Below are 15,994 nucleotides of genomic sequence, written 5' to 3' on the forward strand. Positions count from 1 at the left end.
GACTCGCTTATCCACTTTGGCGGCGACCTGGCGTACACTGCGCGCCTTTGCAGCCCTGCGCTGCCCCCTGTAGATTTTTTCCAAAGGTGCCCGCCATGCCTTGGCTGCAAGTACGTCTGGCCATCAGCCCGGAACAAGCCGAAACCTACGAAGACGCGTTTCTTGAAGTAGGCGCCGTATCGGTAACCTTCATGGACGCCGAAGACCAGCCGATCTTCGAGCCGGAGCTCAACACCACCCCGCTGTGGTCCCACACCCACCTGCTGGCCCTGTTCGAAGGCGGCACCGAGGCGGCCAGCGTGCTGGCCCACCTCGAGCTGCTGACCGGCAGCCCGCTGCCCGAGCATCACAGCGAAGTGATCGAGGACCAGGACTGGGAACGCAGCTGGATGGACAATTTCCAGCCGATGCGTTTCGGCCAGCGCCTGTGGATTGTCCCGAGCTGGCACGCTGCGCCAGAGCCAGACGCAGTCAACCTGCTGCTGGATCCGGGCCTGGCGTTCGGCACCGGCACCCACCCGACCACCGCACTGTGCCTGGAATGGCTCGACGGCCAGGACCTGAAGGACTGCAACGTCCTCGACTTCGGCTGCGGGTCGGGGATCCTGGCGATTGCCGCGCTGCTGTTGGGCGCCAGGGAAGCGGTGGGCACCGACATCGACGTCCAGGCCCTGGAAGCGTCCCGCGACAACGCCGGGCGAAACAACATTGCCGAAGCATCGTTCCCGCTGTACTTGCCGCAGGACTTGCCACAGGTCCAGGCCGACGTCCTGGTGGCCAACATCCTCGCCGGCCCGCTGGTGTCCCTGGCGCCGCAACTGTCGAGCCTGGTCAAGCCGGGCGGACGCCTGGCACTGTCAGGCATCTTGGCCGAACAGGGTGAAGAAGTCGCCGCCGCTTATGCCGCGGACTTTGACCTGGACCCGATCGCCAATCGCGATGGCTGGGTGCGCATCACCGGACGTCGGCGCTAGAATGACCGCCTGTATCCACCGGATTGCCGCATGACTGACAGTTTCGTCACCCAGTGCCCGCATTGCCATACCCGTTTTCGCGTCAGCCATGCTCAATTGAGCGTGGCCCGCGGGGTGGTTCGTTGCGGCTCGTGCCTGCAAGTGTTCAATGCCGCACGACAGTTGCTGGAACAACGCACTGCCAAACAAGCGGCGCCTGCCGTCGTGCCGACCTCCAAACCGGCGGTCGAAGCCCCGCCCCGGGCGATCAGCCAGAAACAATGGAGCGCTGCCGAGCTGGATCTGGATGATCTGGACAAGGAACTGGCGCGCCTGGAGCGGCGCGACAATCGCGCGCCAGGAAATACCGGCCGGCGCCGGGAAGACAACCTCAGCGCGCAACGCGACTCGCTCTCCAGCGAACAGCAAGCCTGGCCCGACAGCCTGTACAGCGAATCTTCCAGCGAGCGCGCCGAAGCCGTCCTCCAGGACACCATCGAACCGTTCGAACCCCACGAGCCGGCCCGACCACCGCGCACCGAGCCGTCGCTATCCCTGGCCCTTGAACCACTGGAACCGGACGACGAGCCCGACGAACACCTTGAGCGCCTGTCCGCCACCGACGACCACGACGACGAACCCGAGCAGTTGGCACCGTTGCGCAAGTCACGGGAACGCCAGGAGCCGGGGATACGCGCCGAAGCCCTCCACGACCTGGACGACGACCCGTTGCAACTGGACTGGCGCAAACGCCGCTCGCCCTGGGGCCGACGCTTGTTGTGGGGCCTGCTGATACTGCTCGCCAGCGCGGCCCTGGGGGGGCCAGTACATCGCCTACCATTTCGAAGAACTGGCCCGCCAGGACCAGTACCGGCCGTGGTTCCTGCAAATCTGTCCGACCATCGGCTGCGAAGTACCGTCCAAGGTCGACATCGCCAAGATCAAGAGCAGCAACCTGGTGGTGCGCAGCCATCCGGAGTTCAGCGGTGCCCTGGTGGTGGACGCGATCATCTACAACCGTGCGCCCTTCTCCCAACCTTTTCCATTGCTGGAACTGCGCTTTGCCGACCTCAACGGACACCTGATCGCCAGCCGTCGCTTCAAGCCCGGCGAGTACCTGGGTGGCGACCTTGAGGACCGCGGCGAAATGCCGCCCCAGACGCCCATTCACATCGCGCTGGATATCCTGGACCCTGGCCCCAAAGCGGTGAACTACAGTCTGAGCTTCCATTCCCCCCGAATGAAGCCGGCCAGGGTCGGCCAATTGACGGCAGCTTTCTGACTGACCCTACCCAGACCAAACCGCTGGCGATAACAAAATAGCTGTTCAGATTTTATCCAATTCGATCTTTATCCAGTCATCGAGAGCGGGTATCATGCCAACCCTTTTTCGAAGTCTCATGATCCGGCCCCACTTCAGGGAAGTCCTATGTCGGCGGTACGCATCGGCCCATATACATTGCAGAACGGCCTGGTTCTCGCCCCGATGGCGGGGGTCACCGACCAGCCCTTTCGTCAGCTGTGCAAGCGACTGGGTGCAGGATTGGTGGTTTCGGAAATGGTCACCAGCGACATGAGTTTGTGGAACACCCGCAAATCGCGTCTGCGCATGATCCACGAAGGTGATCCCGAGCCCCGCTCGGTACAGATCGCCGGTGGCGACGCACAGATGCTGGCGGAGGCGGCCCGGGCGAACGTCGAGCTGGGGGCGCAGATCATCGACATCAACATGGGTTGCCCGGCAAAGAAAGTCTGCAACAAGGCTGCAGGCTCGGCACTGTTGAAAGATGAAGCACTGGTCACCGAGATCCTGCAGGCGGTCGTCGCCGCGGTCGATGTGCCGGTGACCCTGAAGATCCGCACCGGGTGGGACCGGGAGAACAAGAATGGCCTGGTGGTGGCGAAGATCGCCGAACAGGCGGGCATCACGGCGCTGGCGGTCCACGGCCGCACCCGTGCCGACCTGTACACCGGCGACGCCGAGTACGACACCATCGCCGCGATCAAGCAGGCGGTGTCGATTCCGGTGTTTGCCAATGGCGACATCGATTCGCCCGAGAAGGCCCGGTACGTGCTCGACGCGACCGGTGCCGATGGCCTGTTGATCGGCCGGGCCGCCCAGGGGCGGCCATGGATTTTTCGTGAGATCGAACACTTCCTGCGCACGGGCGAAAAGCTCGCGGCGCCGCAGTTGTCCGAGGTGGAACGTATTCTGCTAGAGCATCTGGCCGCGCTACATGCCTTCTACGGAGAAGTCATGGGCGTACGCATCGCTCGCAAGCATGTGGGCTGGTATCTCGCAACCCTGCCGGGCGCCAGGGAGTTTCGCGCCCGTTTCAATCGTTTGGATGGTACGCAAGCACAATGCGCCGACGTTCAGGCGTTCTTCGCTGAGCGTTACAAGAGCCTGACAGGGGACGAAGGGGTGGCCGCATGACGATGATGACCGAGACTTTAGTGAGTGGAACAACACCCGTGAGCGACAACGTGAATTTGAAACAGCACCTCAATACGCCCAGCGAAGAAGGCCAGACCCTTCGCGGGAGTGTCGAGAAGGCGCTGCACAATTATTTCGCCCACCTTGAGGGCGCTGCCGTCACGGATGTGTACAACCTGGTGCTTTCCGAAGTCGAGGCGCCTCTGCTCGAAAGCGTGATGAACTACGTCAAGGGCAACCAGACCAAAGCCAGTGAGCTGCTGGGCCTGAACCGCGGCACCCTGCGCAAGAAACTCAAGCAGTACGATCTGCTGTAAGCATTCAATCAAACCAGAAAGGCGCCCGCGTAAAAAACGGTCGCCTTTTTTGCTGACTTCCCTTGCTTTTGATGGAAATTGAAATGACCGACCAGACCACCCGCCTGCCGATCCGCCGCGCCTTGATCAGCGTCTCCGACAAGACCGGGATCCTCGAATTCGCCCGCGAGCTGCAACAGCTGGGCGTCGAGATTCTCTCCACCGGCGGGACCTTCAAGCTGCTGCAGGACAACGGCGTCGCCGCAGTGGAAGTCGCGGACTACACCGGTTTTGCAGAAATGATGGACGGTCGGGTCAAGACCCTGCACCCGAAAATCCACGGTGGGATCCTGGGCCGTCGCGGCATCGACGACGCCATCATGAACGAACACGGCATCAAGCCGATCGACCTGGTAGCGGTCAACCTCTACCCGTTCGAAGCCACCATCAACAAGCCCGGCTGCGACCTGCCAACTGCCATCGAGAACATCGACATCGGCGGCCCGACCATGGTCCGCTCGGCGGCCAAGAACCACAAGGACGTGGCCATCGTGGTCAACGCCAGCGACTACGCCAGCGTGCTGGAAAACCTCAAGGCCGGCGGCCTGACCTACGCCCAGCGTTTCGACCTGATGCTCAAGGCCTTCGAACACACCGCCGCCTACGACGGCATGATCGCCAACTACATGGGCACCGTGAACCAGGCCGCTGAAACCCTGTCGACCGAAGGCCGCAGCGAATTCCCGCGCACCTTCAACACCCAGTTCGTCAAGGCCCAGGAAATGCGCTACGGCGAGAACCCGCACCAGAGCGCGGCGTTCTACGTGGAAGCCAAGCCTGCCGAAGTCGGCATTGCCACCGCCACCCAGTTGCAAGGCAAGGAACTGTCGTTCAACAACGTGGCCGACACCGACGCCGCGCTGGAATGCGTGAAGAGCTTCGTCAAGCCTGCCTGCGTGATCGTCAAGCACGCCAACCCGTGCGGCGTGGCGGTGAGCCCGGACGCCGAAGGCGGCATCCGCCAGGCCTACGAACTGGCCTACGCCACCGACACCGAATCGGCCTTCGGCGGCATCATCGCCTTCAACCGTGAGCTGGACGCCGCGACCGCCAAGGCCATCGTCGAGCGCCAGTTCGTCGAAGTGATCATCGCCCCTTCGGTCACTGAAGAAGCCCGCGCCATCGTTGCCGCCAAGGCCAACGTTCGCCTGCTGGCCTGCGGCCAATGGTCGGCCGACCGTGTGCCGGCCTGGGACTACAAGCGCGTCAATGGCGGCCTGCTGGTCCAGAGCCGCGACATTGGCATGATCGGCAGCGAAGACCTGAAAGTAGTGACCAAGCGCGCCCCGAGCGAGCAGGAAATCAACGACCTGATCTTCGCCTGGAAAGTCGCCAAGTACGTAAAATCCAACGCCATCGTCTACGCCAAGAACCGCCAGACCATCGGTGTCGGCGCCGGCCAGATGAGCCGCGTGAACTCGGCCCGCATCGCCGCCATCAAGGCTGAGCACGCCGGCTTGCAGGTACAAGGCGCGGTCATGGCCTCCGATGCGTTCTTCCCGTTCCGCGACGGCATCGACAACGCGGCCAAGGTCGGCATCACCGCCGTGATCCAGCCGGGTGGTTCGATGCGTGACAACGAAGTGATCGCCGCTGCTGATGAGGCAGGGATTGCGATGGTATTCACCGGCATGCGCCACTTCCGTCACTAATTTGCTTGATCGTACCCACGCTCTGCGTGGGTACGCAGCCCGGGACGCTCTGCGTCCCTGGACGCAGAGCGTCCGTAGAGGCATTCCCACGCAGAGCGTGGGAACGATCAGCCCCATCAGCGTCATCCGAGGTTTTTGAAATGAATGTTTTGATCATTGGCAGCGGTGGCCGCGAACACGCCCTGGCCTGGAAAGTGGCCCAGGATCCACGCGTGCAGAAGGTTTTCGTGGCACCGGGCAATGCCGGCACCGCCATCGAAGCCAAATGCGAAAACGTCGCCATCGACGTGCTGGCCCTGGAACAACTGGCCGACTTCGCCGAAAAGAACGTCTCGCTGACCATCGTCGGCCCGGAAGTGCCGCTGGTCGCCGGCGTGGTCGATCTGTTCCGCTCCCGTGGCCTGGACTGCTTCGGCCCGACCGCCGGTGCCGCGCAGTTGGAAGGCTCGAAAGCGTTCACCAAGGATTTCCTGGCGCGTCACAAGATCCCGACCGCCGACTACCAGAACTTCACCGAAATCGAACCGGCCCTGGCGTACCTGCGCGAGAAAGGCGCACCGATCGTGATCAAGGCCGACGGCCTGGCTGCCGGTAAAGGTGTGATCGTTGCCATGACCCTGGCCGAAGCCGAAGACGCCGTGCGCGACATGCTCGCCGGCAACGCCTTCGGTGACGCCGGTTCCCGCGTGGTGATCGAAGAGTTCCTCGACGGCGAGGAAGCCAGCTTCATCGTTATGGTCGATGGCAAGAACGTCCTGCCAATGGCCACCAGCCAGGACCACAAGCGTGTCGGCGACGGCGACAGCGGCCCGAACACCGGCGGCATGGGTGCCTACTCCCCGGCCCCGGTGGTGACCGCCCAAGTACACCAGCGCGTCATGGACCAGGTGATCTGGCCGACCGTGCGCGGCATGGCCGAGGAAGGCAACGTCTACACCGGTTTCCTCTATGCCGGCCTGATGATCGACAAGGCTGGTAACCCAAAAGTCATCGAATTCAACTGCCGTTTCGGCGATCCTGAGACCCAACCGGTGATGCTGCGCCTGCAATCGAGCCTGGTCCTGCTGGTCGAGGCCGCACTGGCCCAGGCCCTGGACAAGGTCGAAGCCCAATGGGATCCGCGCCCAAGCGTCGGTGTCGTATTGGCGGCCGGCGGTTACCCCGGCGACTACGCCAAGGGTAGCGCGATCCAGGGCCTGGATGCCGCGGCCCGCCTGGAAGGCAAGGTCTTCCATGCAGGCACGGCGTTGAAGGACGGGCAAGTGGTCACCGCCGGCGGTCGCGTGCTTTGCGCCACCGCCATGGGCGCCAGTGTCGACGAAGCTCAGCAGCAGGCCTACAAGCTTGCCGCCGAGATCGACTGGGAAGGTTGCTTCTACCGCAAGGACATTGGCTACCGCGCCATTGCCCGCGAGCGTGGCGAAAATCTGGAATAACCCAGCCATTCAGCCAGGCAAGGGGCTGCGGCCCTTGCCTGACTGTTCCGGCGCCGCGCATAGTTATACTCTGGCATCAACCTACGAAGGGATTTCGCCGTGCGCTGGCTCAGGATTGCCATAGGCCTTACCGTCACCTTGCTGACGTTGCTCTGCATGCTCCCGGCCCAGGCCGCGCCAGGCAGTGGCTGGGCCGTATTGCTCGACGAACAGGGCGACCTGACGCTGAGCGACATCCGCTCTGCCCGCTACACCAATCAATTCAGCCCCATCGACCTGGACCGTCTCCAGGCCGCCGAGCCCGGCGGGGCATTGTGGTTGCGTTTCCGCCTGGCCCCCGACCGGCATGAACAGATCCTGCGCATCTTCGCGCCCGACCTGTCGCGCCTGAACCTCTACGTGCTGGACGGCGATACCCTGGTTGACCAGCAAGTCAGCGGCAATGCCACGCCGCACACTGAACCTGCGGTCCCCAGCAACGATTTGATGCTGCCCCTGCCACGCAGCGACAAATCGCTGGACGTCTACCTGCGACTGTCCTCGCGCCATGAACTGCGCCCCTACATCACCTTGCAATCGGCAGTCGTGGCCGCGGCCGATCAGAACCAGACACTGATCTATGGGTTGCTGTTCGGCTGCATCGCCATGCTGGTGCTGCATAACCTTACCCGCTACGCCTACACCCGTTCACGCAGTTGCCTGTGGCTGGCAGCCTGTGAAGGACTGCTGATGCTCAGCCTGGCGCTGTTGCTGAATCTGGCCGGAGCCTGGCTGCCCGACTGGCCAGCCGTCCAGACGCCCGGAGCCTACCTGGCCTTGTTACTGACAGCGCCCTGCGGCCTGATGTTCGCCTACCGTTTCTTCGCGCCCCTGGGGCCGCACCCGTTGAATCGGCTGCTGCTGGGGGACATCGTGCTCGTCATGCTGTGCAGCCTGTTGCTGTTGTTCGTCAATACGCTGCCGCTCAATATCATGACCTATGCCCTCGTGGCCCTGGCCGGCCTCAGCATGCTGCTCGTCAGCGCCTGGCACTGGCAAAAGGGCTACCGCCCAGCCCGGCTGTTCGTCGCGGCCATGGTGGTCTTCAACCTGGGCACGCTGATCATCCTTCCGGCACTGCAAGGGCTCACGGAGGTTCCTCCCCAGGGCTTGATCATCACCCTGCTGATCTTCATCTGCATCAGCGGCCTGTTGATGAGTGTCGCCCTGGGTGAGCGCCAGCGCTCGATCAACGAAAGCCGATTCAGCATCAGCCGCGACCTGGCGGCGAGCAATGCCGAGATCAATGCCAAGGCCGAGTTCCTGGCCAAGATCAGCCACGAGATCCGCACCCCGATGAACGGCGTGCTGGGCATGACCGAACTGCTGCTGGGCACGCCGTTGTCGGTCAAGCAACGCGACTACGTGCAGACGATCCACAGCGCCGGCAATGAACTGCTGACCCTGATCAACGAGATCCTCGACATCTCCCGGCTCGAATCCGGGCAGATCGAACTGGACGACGTGCAGTTCGACCTCAATGCACTGATCGAGGACTGCCTGAGTATCTTCCGCGCCAAGGCCGAACAGCAGAATGTCGAGCTGATCAGTTTCATTCAGCCCCAGGTGCCGCGAGTGATCAGCGGTGACCCGACGCGACTGCGCCAGGCGCTGCTGAGCCTGTTGGAAAACGCCCTGAAGAAAACCGACGAGGGCGAAGTGCTGATCGTCGTCGCCCTCGACGAGCGCAGCAATCAGCCGCGCCTGCGCATCGCCGTGCAGGACAGCGGGACGCCGATGGACGCCGAAGAGCGCGACACGCTGATGCACGCCGAGCTGCACAGCAAGAATTTCCTGTCGGCCACGCGCCTGGGGGGCAACCTGGGCCTGGTCATCGCCCGTCAGTTGATCATCCTGATGCACGGGGAATTCGGTATCAAAAGCGGCAGCAACCAGGGCAGTACCTTGTGGCTGACCTTGCCGCTGGACCCGGATCGCCTCGAACATCCGACTGCCGACCTCGATGGCCCGTTGCAAGGGGCGCGGGTATTGATCGTCGACGACAACGACACCTGCCGCAAAGTACTGGTGCAACAGTGCAGCGCCTGGGGCCTGAACGTCAGTGCCGTGCCATCGGGCAAGGAAGCCCTGGCGCTGCTGCGCACCAAGGCGCACCTGCGCGATTATTTCGACGTGGTGTTGCTGGACCAGAACATGCCAGGCATGACCGGCATGCAACTGGCGGCCAAGATCAAGGAAGACCCGAGCCTGAACCACGACATCCTGTTAATCATGCTCACCGGTATCAGCAATGCACCGAGCAAGATCGTCGCACGCAACAGCGGGGTCAAGCGCATCCTCGCCAAACCGGTGGCCGGCTATACCCTCAAGACCACCCTGGCGGACGAGCTGAACCAGCGCAACCGGGGCCAGGCGACGAATGTACAGGTGAACGCCGGCCCTCCCCTCCCGGTGAAAGTGCCGAGCGATTTCCGCATCCTGGTGGCCGAGGACAACAGCATCTCCACCAAGGTCATCCGCGGCATGCTCGGCAAGCTCAACCTGCAACCCGACACCGCCAGCAACGGCGAAGAAGCCCTCAAGGCCATGAAGGAGCAGCGTTACGACCTGGTCCTGATGGACTGTGAAATGCCGATCCTCGACGGGTTTTCCGCCACCCAGCAATTGCGCGCCTGGGAAATGGGCAACCAGCGGACCCGTACGCCCGTGGTGGCGCTCACCGCTCACATCCTGGCCGAGCACAAGGAACGCGCCCGCCAGGCCGGGATGGACGGGCACATGGCCAAGCCGGTGGAGCTGTCACAGCTACGCGAGCTGATCGAGCATTGGGTGGCCCAGCGTGACCAGCAGAACCAGACCGTCGCGCATTCGTCCGAGGGCGTCCGCTGACGCCCGGAGCCCTGTTCAACATTTCAACGCATGAATATTACGGGTCGTCTCGGCGATAACGGCGCGCAGGACTTTTTCCCGGAACATTGAGTAATGCAGCGTGTTGAACGTCACGACCGCCATTTCTTCATGGCTGGTTTGCACAACCTCCTCTATCGGCCAAAAAAGGAAGGTCGAGAGCGTTTTACGAATGCTGAATTGCTTGTGGTAAAGCGCGACCTCTATTCGCCCAGGCGATTTCGGCAGGCAGGGAACCACCTGGAAGAACGCCGAATCATGCTGCAGGCTTGCCCGTTCGAATGCCTCAAGGGCATTGGGGTGGCGCTTCAGGGCGCCAATCGAATCAGTCGCCGAGCGCGCAAAGCGTTCATCGAATGACTGGGAGATTTGCCGGGCAACACTCTCGGCCATTGACCCCTCGCCCGCCTGTCCAGGCCTGAGGGGACGCGCCGAATCCCACCCCAGGTACCTGAGCGTGTTCCTGTAGTAGTTGAACCAACTGCCCACCAAACCGTCCTGATAAGCCGACCGCGTTGCCAACTGGGCATACAGGTTGCTCAGACAGATGTCTTCGCGATCCTGGGGAGACAACCCCTGGCCGAACGACACGAGGCTTGCCCCCACGACAGCAGCCGGCGCGGGATCGCTGCTGTGAAACAGGCGCTCGCCGGCCTGTAGGCGTTCGCTATTCATCGCGCGCCCCCCGTTCAACGTCGTCGGAAATATCAAAGACATGCTTCGTTGGCTTATCACCCAGCTTCCGTACGATCGCACCGCGCAGGGGAGCGTAAAGCTCTTTCGATAAGTTGGCCTGAAAGCATCTGGACTGAAGATTACCGACCACATTGGCGACGGACAGGCACTGACCGAGGGGGTTGGAGATAGCCCGTTGCGTGGTCTCATAGCTCAGGGAAATGCTGCTCAGCAAGGGGGCTCGCCGGGCCAGAATCACTTGCAGGCAGACCCTGCCAACGGCTTCATCGGTCTCTGACGGTGGCACGGGCTCCTTGCGCTTGCAGGTCTGCTCGCGCAGTTGCTCGATGGCCGGCAGGGTACCGGGCAACTGCGCGACACGGTTCAACAGGCGAGTGACTTCATCGGCCACTGTAGGATCGACATACTCCCCCAGTCGACGCCCTAGCCAGTGCGCCGCATTGAAGTTGGATTGCTCATCGAGGGTGAAGTTGTCCCATGCTGCAGTCTTTTGCAACCAACCGTTCTTCAAGACGTCACGGTACTCGTCATACCATATTTGTGCCTGGGTATAAGCCGGATACTTCTTGTTGGCGACCAACTGCGCGAACAATACCGAATCCAACACATCACTTTTTTCCTGCCCGGCCATATCCGGAGACACGATCACGACAGCGCCAGCATTAATAAAAACCGAATAACCATTATTCATTGCAATCACCTGGTTATTTTTATGATTGGCGACTACGGTGTAGTCGCCAGGTGGATACACAAGATCAGAGTTCGTATGCTTCGATTTTCTTCTGGGCGCGATCGCCGAGTCTTTCGATAATGGTCGCACGTGTACGGTTAATAACGGACGGCACCATGGTCATGTGGCTTTCACCGCGATACAAGTCAACCGAACTGCTGTCCCAATTAACGAACAAGACCTGGGTCTGGTTCGTGCGCTTGATGAAACGCACGGCTCCCAGTGCCATGATGACTTCGCCATGCGGCGTCTCATGGCAGGCGGCGACGCCAAACCCTCCCGCACCAGACTCCTGGATGTTCTGGTCAAACACCCGGAGCGGCCTGTCACGGGTTTGCAAGGCCGCGATGGCATCGCTGGCGACCTTGAGCATCAGCATTGACGCCGGCCCGGGCACCGCGGCGGCCGTCACCGCCGACCCCAGGATCCTCAGCACCAGTTGGTCCATCTTGAAGCTCTTGCCCGAGGCGGCAACCGCGTCGTAGTACTTCTGCAGTATCGTCCAGCCGCAATCCTGCATCACTTGCAGGAAAAGTTGATACCACTCCTTACCCTGCTCATCACGTGGGTAGCGCTTATTAGCCACTAACGAAGCAAACAGATAAGAGTGCTGGATATCCGCCTGGTTTTGTTCGGACATTCCCGAAACAAAAGCCAGGATACCGTCACCCACAATCGAAGCGCGATCCGGTTTTTCCGGATAGTCAGCCGTCTCGCCAGGACGCACAATAAAAGCACGCGTCGACAACTCAAACGCCTCCGGCTCAACATCATAAGCACTCAAGCGCCCCAGACGATCAGCCAGGGTTACAACAGAATCATATTTAACGTTCATACTATTTCCTTATTTAATCAAGATCATCCTTGGATCCGAGAATTGAACTTACGCAACCCACCCCATCACAACAAGCGCGCAACTGTAACCGTAAATAATCAAATTCAATGGCGTACAATCACCTGTAATGAAGTGGCATTTTCCTGGACTTGCATCTCGCCCTTGCCACGAGCCGACAGACATCCCGACGCCTGATAGACTCCACGTCAAATTCATTCGTCGCGAGCCTCAACCATGCTCCATGTGCTGTTCAGCGTTTACCTGAAGATGCTGGTGCTCTATAGCCCCTTCTTCGTGCTGTCGTGTTTTATCGGCCTGACTCGCGGCTATTCGCGCAAGGAACAACGCCGCCTGGCCTGGAAGGTTGCGACCGCGACGCTGGTCTCCAGCGTGTTGCTGTATTTGTTCGGGCGGGTGATTTTCAGCGTGTTCGGCATCACTGTGGACGCCTTCCGTATCGGCGCCGGCAGTGTGCTGTTCATTTCGGCCCTGGGCATGGCCCAGGGCAAGTCGGCCGTACAGACCGACAACGTGCAGCAGGACGTGACCATCGTCCCACTGACCATACCGTTGACCGTCGGCCCCGGCACCATCGGTGCCCTGCTGGTGATGGGCGTGAGCCAGCCGCACTGGGACGACAAACTCATGGCCATCATCAGCATCGCCCTGGCCAGTTTCACCGTCGGCGTGGTGCTTTACCTGTCCAGCCGCATCGAGCGGATCCTGGGTGACCAGGGCTTGCAGATCGTCAGCCGGCTGATGGGTTTGTTTGTCTGTGCGCTGGCGGCGCAGATCATCTTTACCGGCGTGAAAGGCTACCTGGTACCGTAGCCATCATGGCATGCTCAAGCGCACCTTGGGCTTGCGCCGGCTGAACCTCCTGCTCAGCACCTCCCGGCGATGTACGCCCAGATATTCCTCGATGTCCTGCCTGAACGCTTCATAACGCGCGGGGTTGAAGGTCACGAACGATTTACCGCGGAAGATCTCCCGCGCCGAAGATTGCCAGTTCACGAAAACCACACCGCCGTTACTCGAAGTACCGGACTGTTTGATCGAGGCGGACGAGGCGATCAGGATTCCGTTGGCCAACTGCTCGCAAGGAATGACCGACAAACGCGCGCCTTCGGCCACCTTGACCTGGCTGTTGAACAGACGCATGGTCTCCTCATCCCGCTTCAAACCGTCAATCGTGGTGCTCACCACGGTACCCAGCACCGTCGCCGCCGGAACGCTGGCCTTCACGCCATCGATGATCCCCTTGACGATATCGCTGATCACGAAGTCCATGTCCACCCGCCGGGAACTCTCGGAGTAACGGGTGTAACCGTCATCGGCAACGAAACACCCGAGGTCTTGCAGGCATTGGATAAACGCGTCGTACCACGCCCGCGTATTTTTGCCGCCAGGAACTTCAAAGTTGGCCTCCATCATCGCCATGGTCATCAGGTTCTCCATGATCGCCATATTGTTGAGCGACATGTTGTTGCCATAGCCCACGAGCGCATCCCCCAACATGAGCGCATCCAGGTCCTTGTTCGGATTGTCATGCATCTGCACCACGGACCTGCGTACACGTCGACCCGCAGTGGCCAGCGCCTTACGCTTGTTGATACGTGCCTGGATCAACTCAACACTTTGCGCCACACTGGCTCCACTTTCGAACTGTTCCATAAAAACCTCCTTGGTTATATATAAGCCCGCTCCTGCGGACCGACTTCAATCTAATTTATTATTTTCAGGAACAACAACACTGACTGATTGCAGAATATTAACCCGCGCATGCCTTCAAATATCCAGACTCAATTCCACTGCCGACTTAATCAAGACCCACGTTCATCATTGCACTTCCAACAAGCCAAACAACACACTTACTCTTGGCGGAAATATTATGAGCAATGAATTATTAACCGGATTGGTCACCGGCCCTAACCTGTTTTCGTATATTGGCGCACCCTCCCTGCAAGACCACGATGACATCGCCGATTGCAACAATATCGCTACCCGATCAGCCGACCTCGGCCATCATCGCTATGTAAATCCCAGGGGCTGGTTCGAAGAATATGCCCGCACCTTGAGTTTCCTCGGCTGGTCGCTGTATGGCGACTCCATCCATACGCGCACACAACATCTCGTCTCGGGCTCCGTGGCGGATTTCCTGGTGCAGAGCGCCCACGCCATGAGGGATGCACAGCAGGCCAACGCAATGATCGATACCCTCGACACACTAAAAACCAATCACCCGGCCATCCTGTCCTTTGACAACGAAACCCAGGAAGGCGAGACCTTTCAAGTCGTCCCGGCCCGCTACGACTCACAAGGCAACCTTCATATCGCCCTGTTCAAACTCGAACTGAGCGTCGAGGTAAAGAGGCGCAGCTTCCTGTTCTGGAACTGGGAAGAGCGTTCAGCCAGGATCGTTCAACGCAAAGCGTTCCTGAAATTGGACCGAAGCGAACTCGACAACAAAAGGACACTTATCAACAAAGTCCTGGATGAACACTTGATGAGACGTTTTACCTTGAGAAGGAACGTCTCGTGAAACATTGATACTTCCAGGCCTGGCGCGGCGCAACGTCTTTACGGAATGACGGCCAACCAAAAAAGAGTTGTCGACTAACACACCGACAACTCCTTTTTACTTAAAACCTAACCCTGGATAACGGCCTTGGTTCAACCCACCGTATTGGTCTCCACCGCATACGTTTCATCCGACAACGCTTGCAGCAGGACACCATTCTGGAGATCCGGCAGGGCATCCAGGCGCTGCACCAGTGTCGAAACGGCATAGTGTTGCCCCCCGCCGAAGCTGAGCAACACGTCGCCACGCAAATTGACATCGGCCGCATACACCTCTCGAAAAATCACACTGTGACCGCTGTTCGGATCGATGATCACCAGGTGCTCATGAACCTTGCTCAGCCATAACTGGTCCGGCTCATCCAGCTCCCAGATCAACTTGCCGGGGATGGTCACCGCGTTGCCCAGGGAATGTCGGCAGTCGAGGACCACCGACTTGACTCTCAACCAGGCTGCTTTTGACAACCGGTAACTCACCGCGCCCTGCCCCATGCGCAGGATCAGGATCTTGACGTCATCCGGCATCAACGGCAGCAGATCATCGATCTTCGCTTCGTGACCCTCGACGACCATCACCTCACCTTCACGCTGGACATAGCTGAGCGGCCCGCCATGGCCCATGCCTGGCAAGGACAATAGCGTTCCGCTCCTGCTTTCGTGCAACAGGACGTTGGTCTGCCGCTGGGTCCCCAGTACCTCGAAAGATTCAGGGATGGCGGCCTTGGGAACCCGGATGACACGTTCAGTCCCGGTGACATACCACTTCAGGTCATCGGGATCGCCCACCGACAGCAGTGGGCTGGAGAACGCACGGGCGGTCAATTGCCTGAGCCCCTCGATCACCCGCCCCCCCTTGAGTGACGACCCACTCCTGAGTGACACCGGTCACCAGCGCCGGCGCCTGGTCACGCAGCAGGACCTCCACGCCTTCGAATGTCACGCCGCGCAGGCCCGCGCCATCGGCCGTCAACTCGACAAACTGCCAGGGCGACCACTCACGCTGGGGGTGGGGCAGCACATCCGCCTCCAACAATTGCGAACCCTGGCCAAAGGCAGCGTCCAGCTTCTGCGGATCGATAAAGGCCTGGCGATAGACCTCGCCGCTCGCCACGTCGAGCAACCAGGCGGCCTCGCCGTCCGGGGTTGCGCCCAGCAGCCGCAGCTCCGTGGTGCTGCCCAGGTCAGCCAGCAGCAACCGGTTGCCGACGTACCAGGCGCACAACCGCTCGTCACCGCTGAAGTTGGTCAAACCGATCAGGGCAAGCGTTTTGTTCCTGTGCTGCAGGACCAGCGCATCCAGGGCCGTCCACCATTGTGCCCGGTCCTTGAACCACTGTTCCCTGACACCGCCCAGCGCCAGGTCGCCTCGGCCACTCAGGTTGTAGAACACGCCATTCGAGGTCAGCGCCACG

Annotated in this window: 14 protein-coding genes and 1 pseudogene; 9 read left to right on the plus strand and 6 right to left on the minus strand. The window is 60.7% G+C overall.

The window, feature by feature from the left end; translation table 11 throughout:
• Positions 1-95 precede the first annotated feature (95 nt).
• From prmA to TK06_RS17650, 7 genes and pseudogenes are all read left to right on the plus strand, one after another.
• Positions 96-974: a 50S ribosomal protein L11 methyltransferase gene (gene prmA / locus TK06_RS17620; RefSeq protein ID WP_063323115.1), complete on the plus strand. Its 879-nt coding sequence runs from the start codon at positions 96-98 to the stop codon at positions 972-974.
• A gap of 30 nt (positions 975-1,004) precedes the next feature.
• Positions 1,005-2,235: pseudogene (locus TK06_RS17625) on the plus strand (DUF3426 domain-containing protein).
• 147 nt (positions 2,236-2,382) lie between these two features.
• Positions 2,383-3,390 carry a tRNA dihydrouridine synthase DusB gene (dusB, locus tag TK06_RS17630; protein ID WP_024617888.1) on the plus strand — a complete coding sequence of 336 codons (1,008 nt, stop codon included), beginning with the start codon at positions 2,383-2,385 and terminating at the stop codon, positions 3,388-3,390.
• Positions 3,387-3,707, plus strand: coding sequence for a DNA-binding transcriptional regulator Fis (fis, locus tag TK06_RS17635; protein ID WP_003186237.1), 321 nt, complete (start codon positions 3,387-3,389; stop codon positions 3,705-3,707). The genes dusB and fis overlap by 4 nt, the downstream gene beginning before the upstream one ends.
• Before the next feature lie 83 nt (positions 3,708-3,790).
• Complete coding sequence (gene purH / locus TK06_RS17640) at positions 3,791-5,398, plus strand: bifunctional phosphoribosylaminoimidazolecarboxamide formyltransferase/IMP cyclohydrolase (RefSeq protein WP_063323116.1); 1,608 nt, start codon at positions 3,791-3,793, stop codon at positions 5,396-5,398.
• Positions 5,399-5,538: 140 nt separating this feature from the next.
• Positions 5,539-6,834, plus strand: coding sequence for a phosphoribosylamine--glycine ligase (gene purD, locus TK06_RS17645; RefSeq protein ID WP_063323117.1), 1,296 nt, complete (start codon positions 5,539-5,541; stop codon positions 6,832-6,834).
• 99 nt (positions 6,835-6,933) lie between these two features.
• A complete protein-coding gene (locus TK06_RS17650) occupies positions 6,934-9,723 on the plus strand; it encodes a hybrid sensor histidine kinase/response regulator (protein ID WP_063323118.1) in 2,790 nt (929 codons plus the stop codon).
• 15 nt (positions 9,724-9,738) lie between these two features.
• Here TK06_RS17650 and TK06_RS17655 read toward each other — a convergent pair whose 3' ends face one another.
• From TK06_RS17655 to TK06_RS17665, 3 genes are all read right to left on the minus strand, one after another.
• Complete coding sequence (locus TK06_RS17655; RefSeq protein ID WP_063323119.1) at positions 9,739-10,416, minus strand: hypothetical protein; 678 nt, start codon at positions 10,414-10,416, stop codon at positions 9,739-9,741.
• Positions 10,409-11,128 carry a hypothetical protein gene (locus TK06_RS17660; protein ID WP_063323120.1) on the minus strand — a complete coding sequence of 240 codons (720 nt, stop codon included), beginning with the start codon at positions 11,126-11,128 and terminating at the stop codon, positions 10,409-10,411. Before TK06_RS17660 ends, TK06_RS17655 begins: the two co-directional genes overlap by 8 nt.
• 64 nt (positions 11,129-11,192) lie before the next feature.
• Positions 11,193-12,002, minus strand: a complete 810-nt coding sequence (locus tag TK06_RS17665; RefSeq protein ID WP_063323121.1) for a hypothetical protein — start codon at positions 12,000-12,002, stop codon at positions 11,193-11,195.
• Positions 12,003-12,236: 234 nt separating this feature from the next.
• On the opposite strand from TK06_RS17665, the gene TK06_RS17670 reads away from it, so the two are divergent.
• Positions 12,237-12,833 carry a MarC family protein gene (locus TK06_RS17670; RefSeq protein ID WP_003186248.1) on the plus strand — a complete coding sequence of 199 codons (597 nt, stop codon included), beginning with the start codon at positions 12,237-12,239 and terminating at the stop codon, positions 12,831-12,833.
• A 3-nt stretch (positions 12,834-12,836) separates the two neighbouring features.
• On the opposite strand, the gene TK06_RS17675 is transcribed toward TK06_RS17670, so the two are convergent.
• Complete coding sequence (locus TK06_RS17675; protein WP_063323122.1) at positions 12,837-13,676, minus strand: hypothetical protein; 840 nt, start codon at positions 13,674-13,676, stop codon at positions 12,837-12,839.
• A 217-nt stretch (positions 13,677-13,893) separates the two neighbouring features.
• On the opposite strand from TK06_RS17675, the gene TK06_RS17680 reads away from it, so the two are divergent.
• Positions 13,894-14,544, plus strand: coding sequence for a hypothetical protein (locus tag TK06_RS17680; RefSeq protein WP_063323123.1), 651 nt, complete (start codon positions 13,894-13,896; stop codon positions 14,542-14,544).
• Between the two features lie 131 nt (positions 14,545-14,675).
• Here TK06_RS17680 and TK06_RS33060 read toward each other — a convergent pair whose 3' ends face one another.
• Together TK06_RS33060 and TK06_RS33065 are read right to left on the minus strand one after the other, a co-directional pair.
• Entirely contained in the window at positions 14,676-15,404 is a 729-nt protein-coding gene (locus TK06_RS33060; protein WP_238992551.1) for a hypothetical protein, read from the minus strand.
• Positions 15,352-15,993 (minus strand): hypothetical protein, encoded by a 642-nt coding sequence (locus tag TK06_RS33065; protein ID WP_238992552.1) that lies wholly within the window; start codon positions 15,991-15,993, stop codon positions 15,352-15,354. Before TK06_RS33065 ends, TK06_RS33060 begins: the two co-directional genes overlap by 53 nt.
• Position 15,994 lies beyond the last annotated feature (1 nt).

It is taken from the genome of Pseudomonas fluorescens (assembly GCF_001623525.1).
Lineage (GTDB): Bacteria > Pseudomonadota > Gammaproteobacteria > Pseudomonadales > Pseudomonadaceae > Aquipseudomonas > Aquipseudomonas fluorescens_Q.

What these genes read in the sequence shown, in the direction of transcription:
- prmA (WP_063323115.1), top strand. Translation starts at nt 96, where the DNA reads ATGCCTTGGCTGCAAGTACGTCTGGCCATCAGCCCGGAACAAGCCGAA.
- dusB (WP_024617888.1), top strand. Translation starts at nt 2,383, where the DNA reads ATGTCGGCGGTACGCATCGGCCCATATACATTGCAGAACGGCCTGGTT.
- fis (WP_003186237.1), top strand. Translation starts at nt 3,387, where the DNA reads ATGACGATGATGACCGAGACTTTAGTGAGTGGAACAACACCCGTGAGC.
- purH (WP_063323116.1), top strand. Translation starts at nt 3,791, where the DNA reads ATGACCGACCAGACCACCCGCCTGCCGATCCGCCGCGCCTTGATCAGC.
- purD (WP_063323117.1), top strand. Translation starts at nt 5,539, where the DNA reads ATGAATGTTTTGATCATTGGCAGCGGTGGCCGCGAACACGCCCTGGCC.
- TK06_RS17655 (WP_063323119.1), bottom strand. Translation starts at nt 10,416, where the DNA reads ATGAATAGCGAACGCCTACAGGCCGGCGAGCGCCTGTTTCACAGCAGC.
- TK06_RS17660 (WP_063323120.1), bottom strand. Translation starts at nt 11,128, where the DNA reads ATGAATAATGGTTATTCGGTTTTTATTAATGCTGGCGCTGTCGTGATC.
- TK06_RS17665 (WP_063323121.1), bottom strand. Translation starts at nt 12,002, where the DNA reads ATGAACGTTAAATATGATTCTGTTGTAACCCTGGCTGATCGTCTGGGG.
- TK06_RS17670 (WP_003186248.1), top strand. Translation starts at nt 12,237, where the DNA reads ATGCTCCATGTGCTGTTCAGCGTTTACCTGAAGATGCTGGTGCTCTAT.
- TK06_RS17675 (WP_063323122.1), bottom strand. Translation starts at nt 13,676, where the DNA reads ATGGAACAGTTCGAAAGTGGAGCCAGTGTGGCGCAAAGTGTTGAGTTG.
- TK06_RS17680 (WP_063323123.1), top strand. Translation starts at nt 13,894, where the DNA reads ATGAGCAATGAATTATTAACCGGATTGGTCACCGGCCCTAACCTGTTT.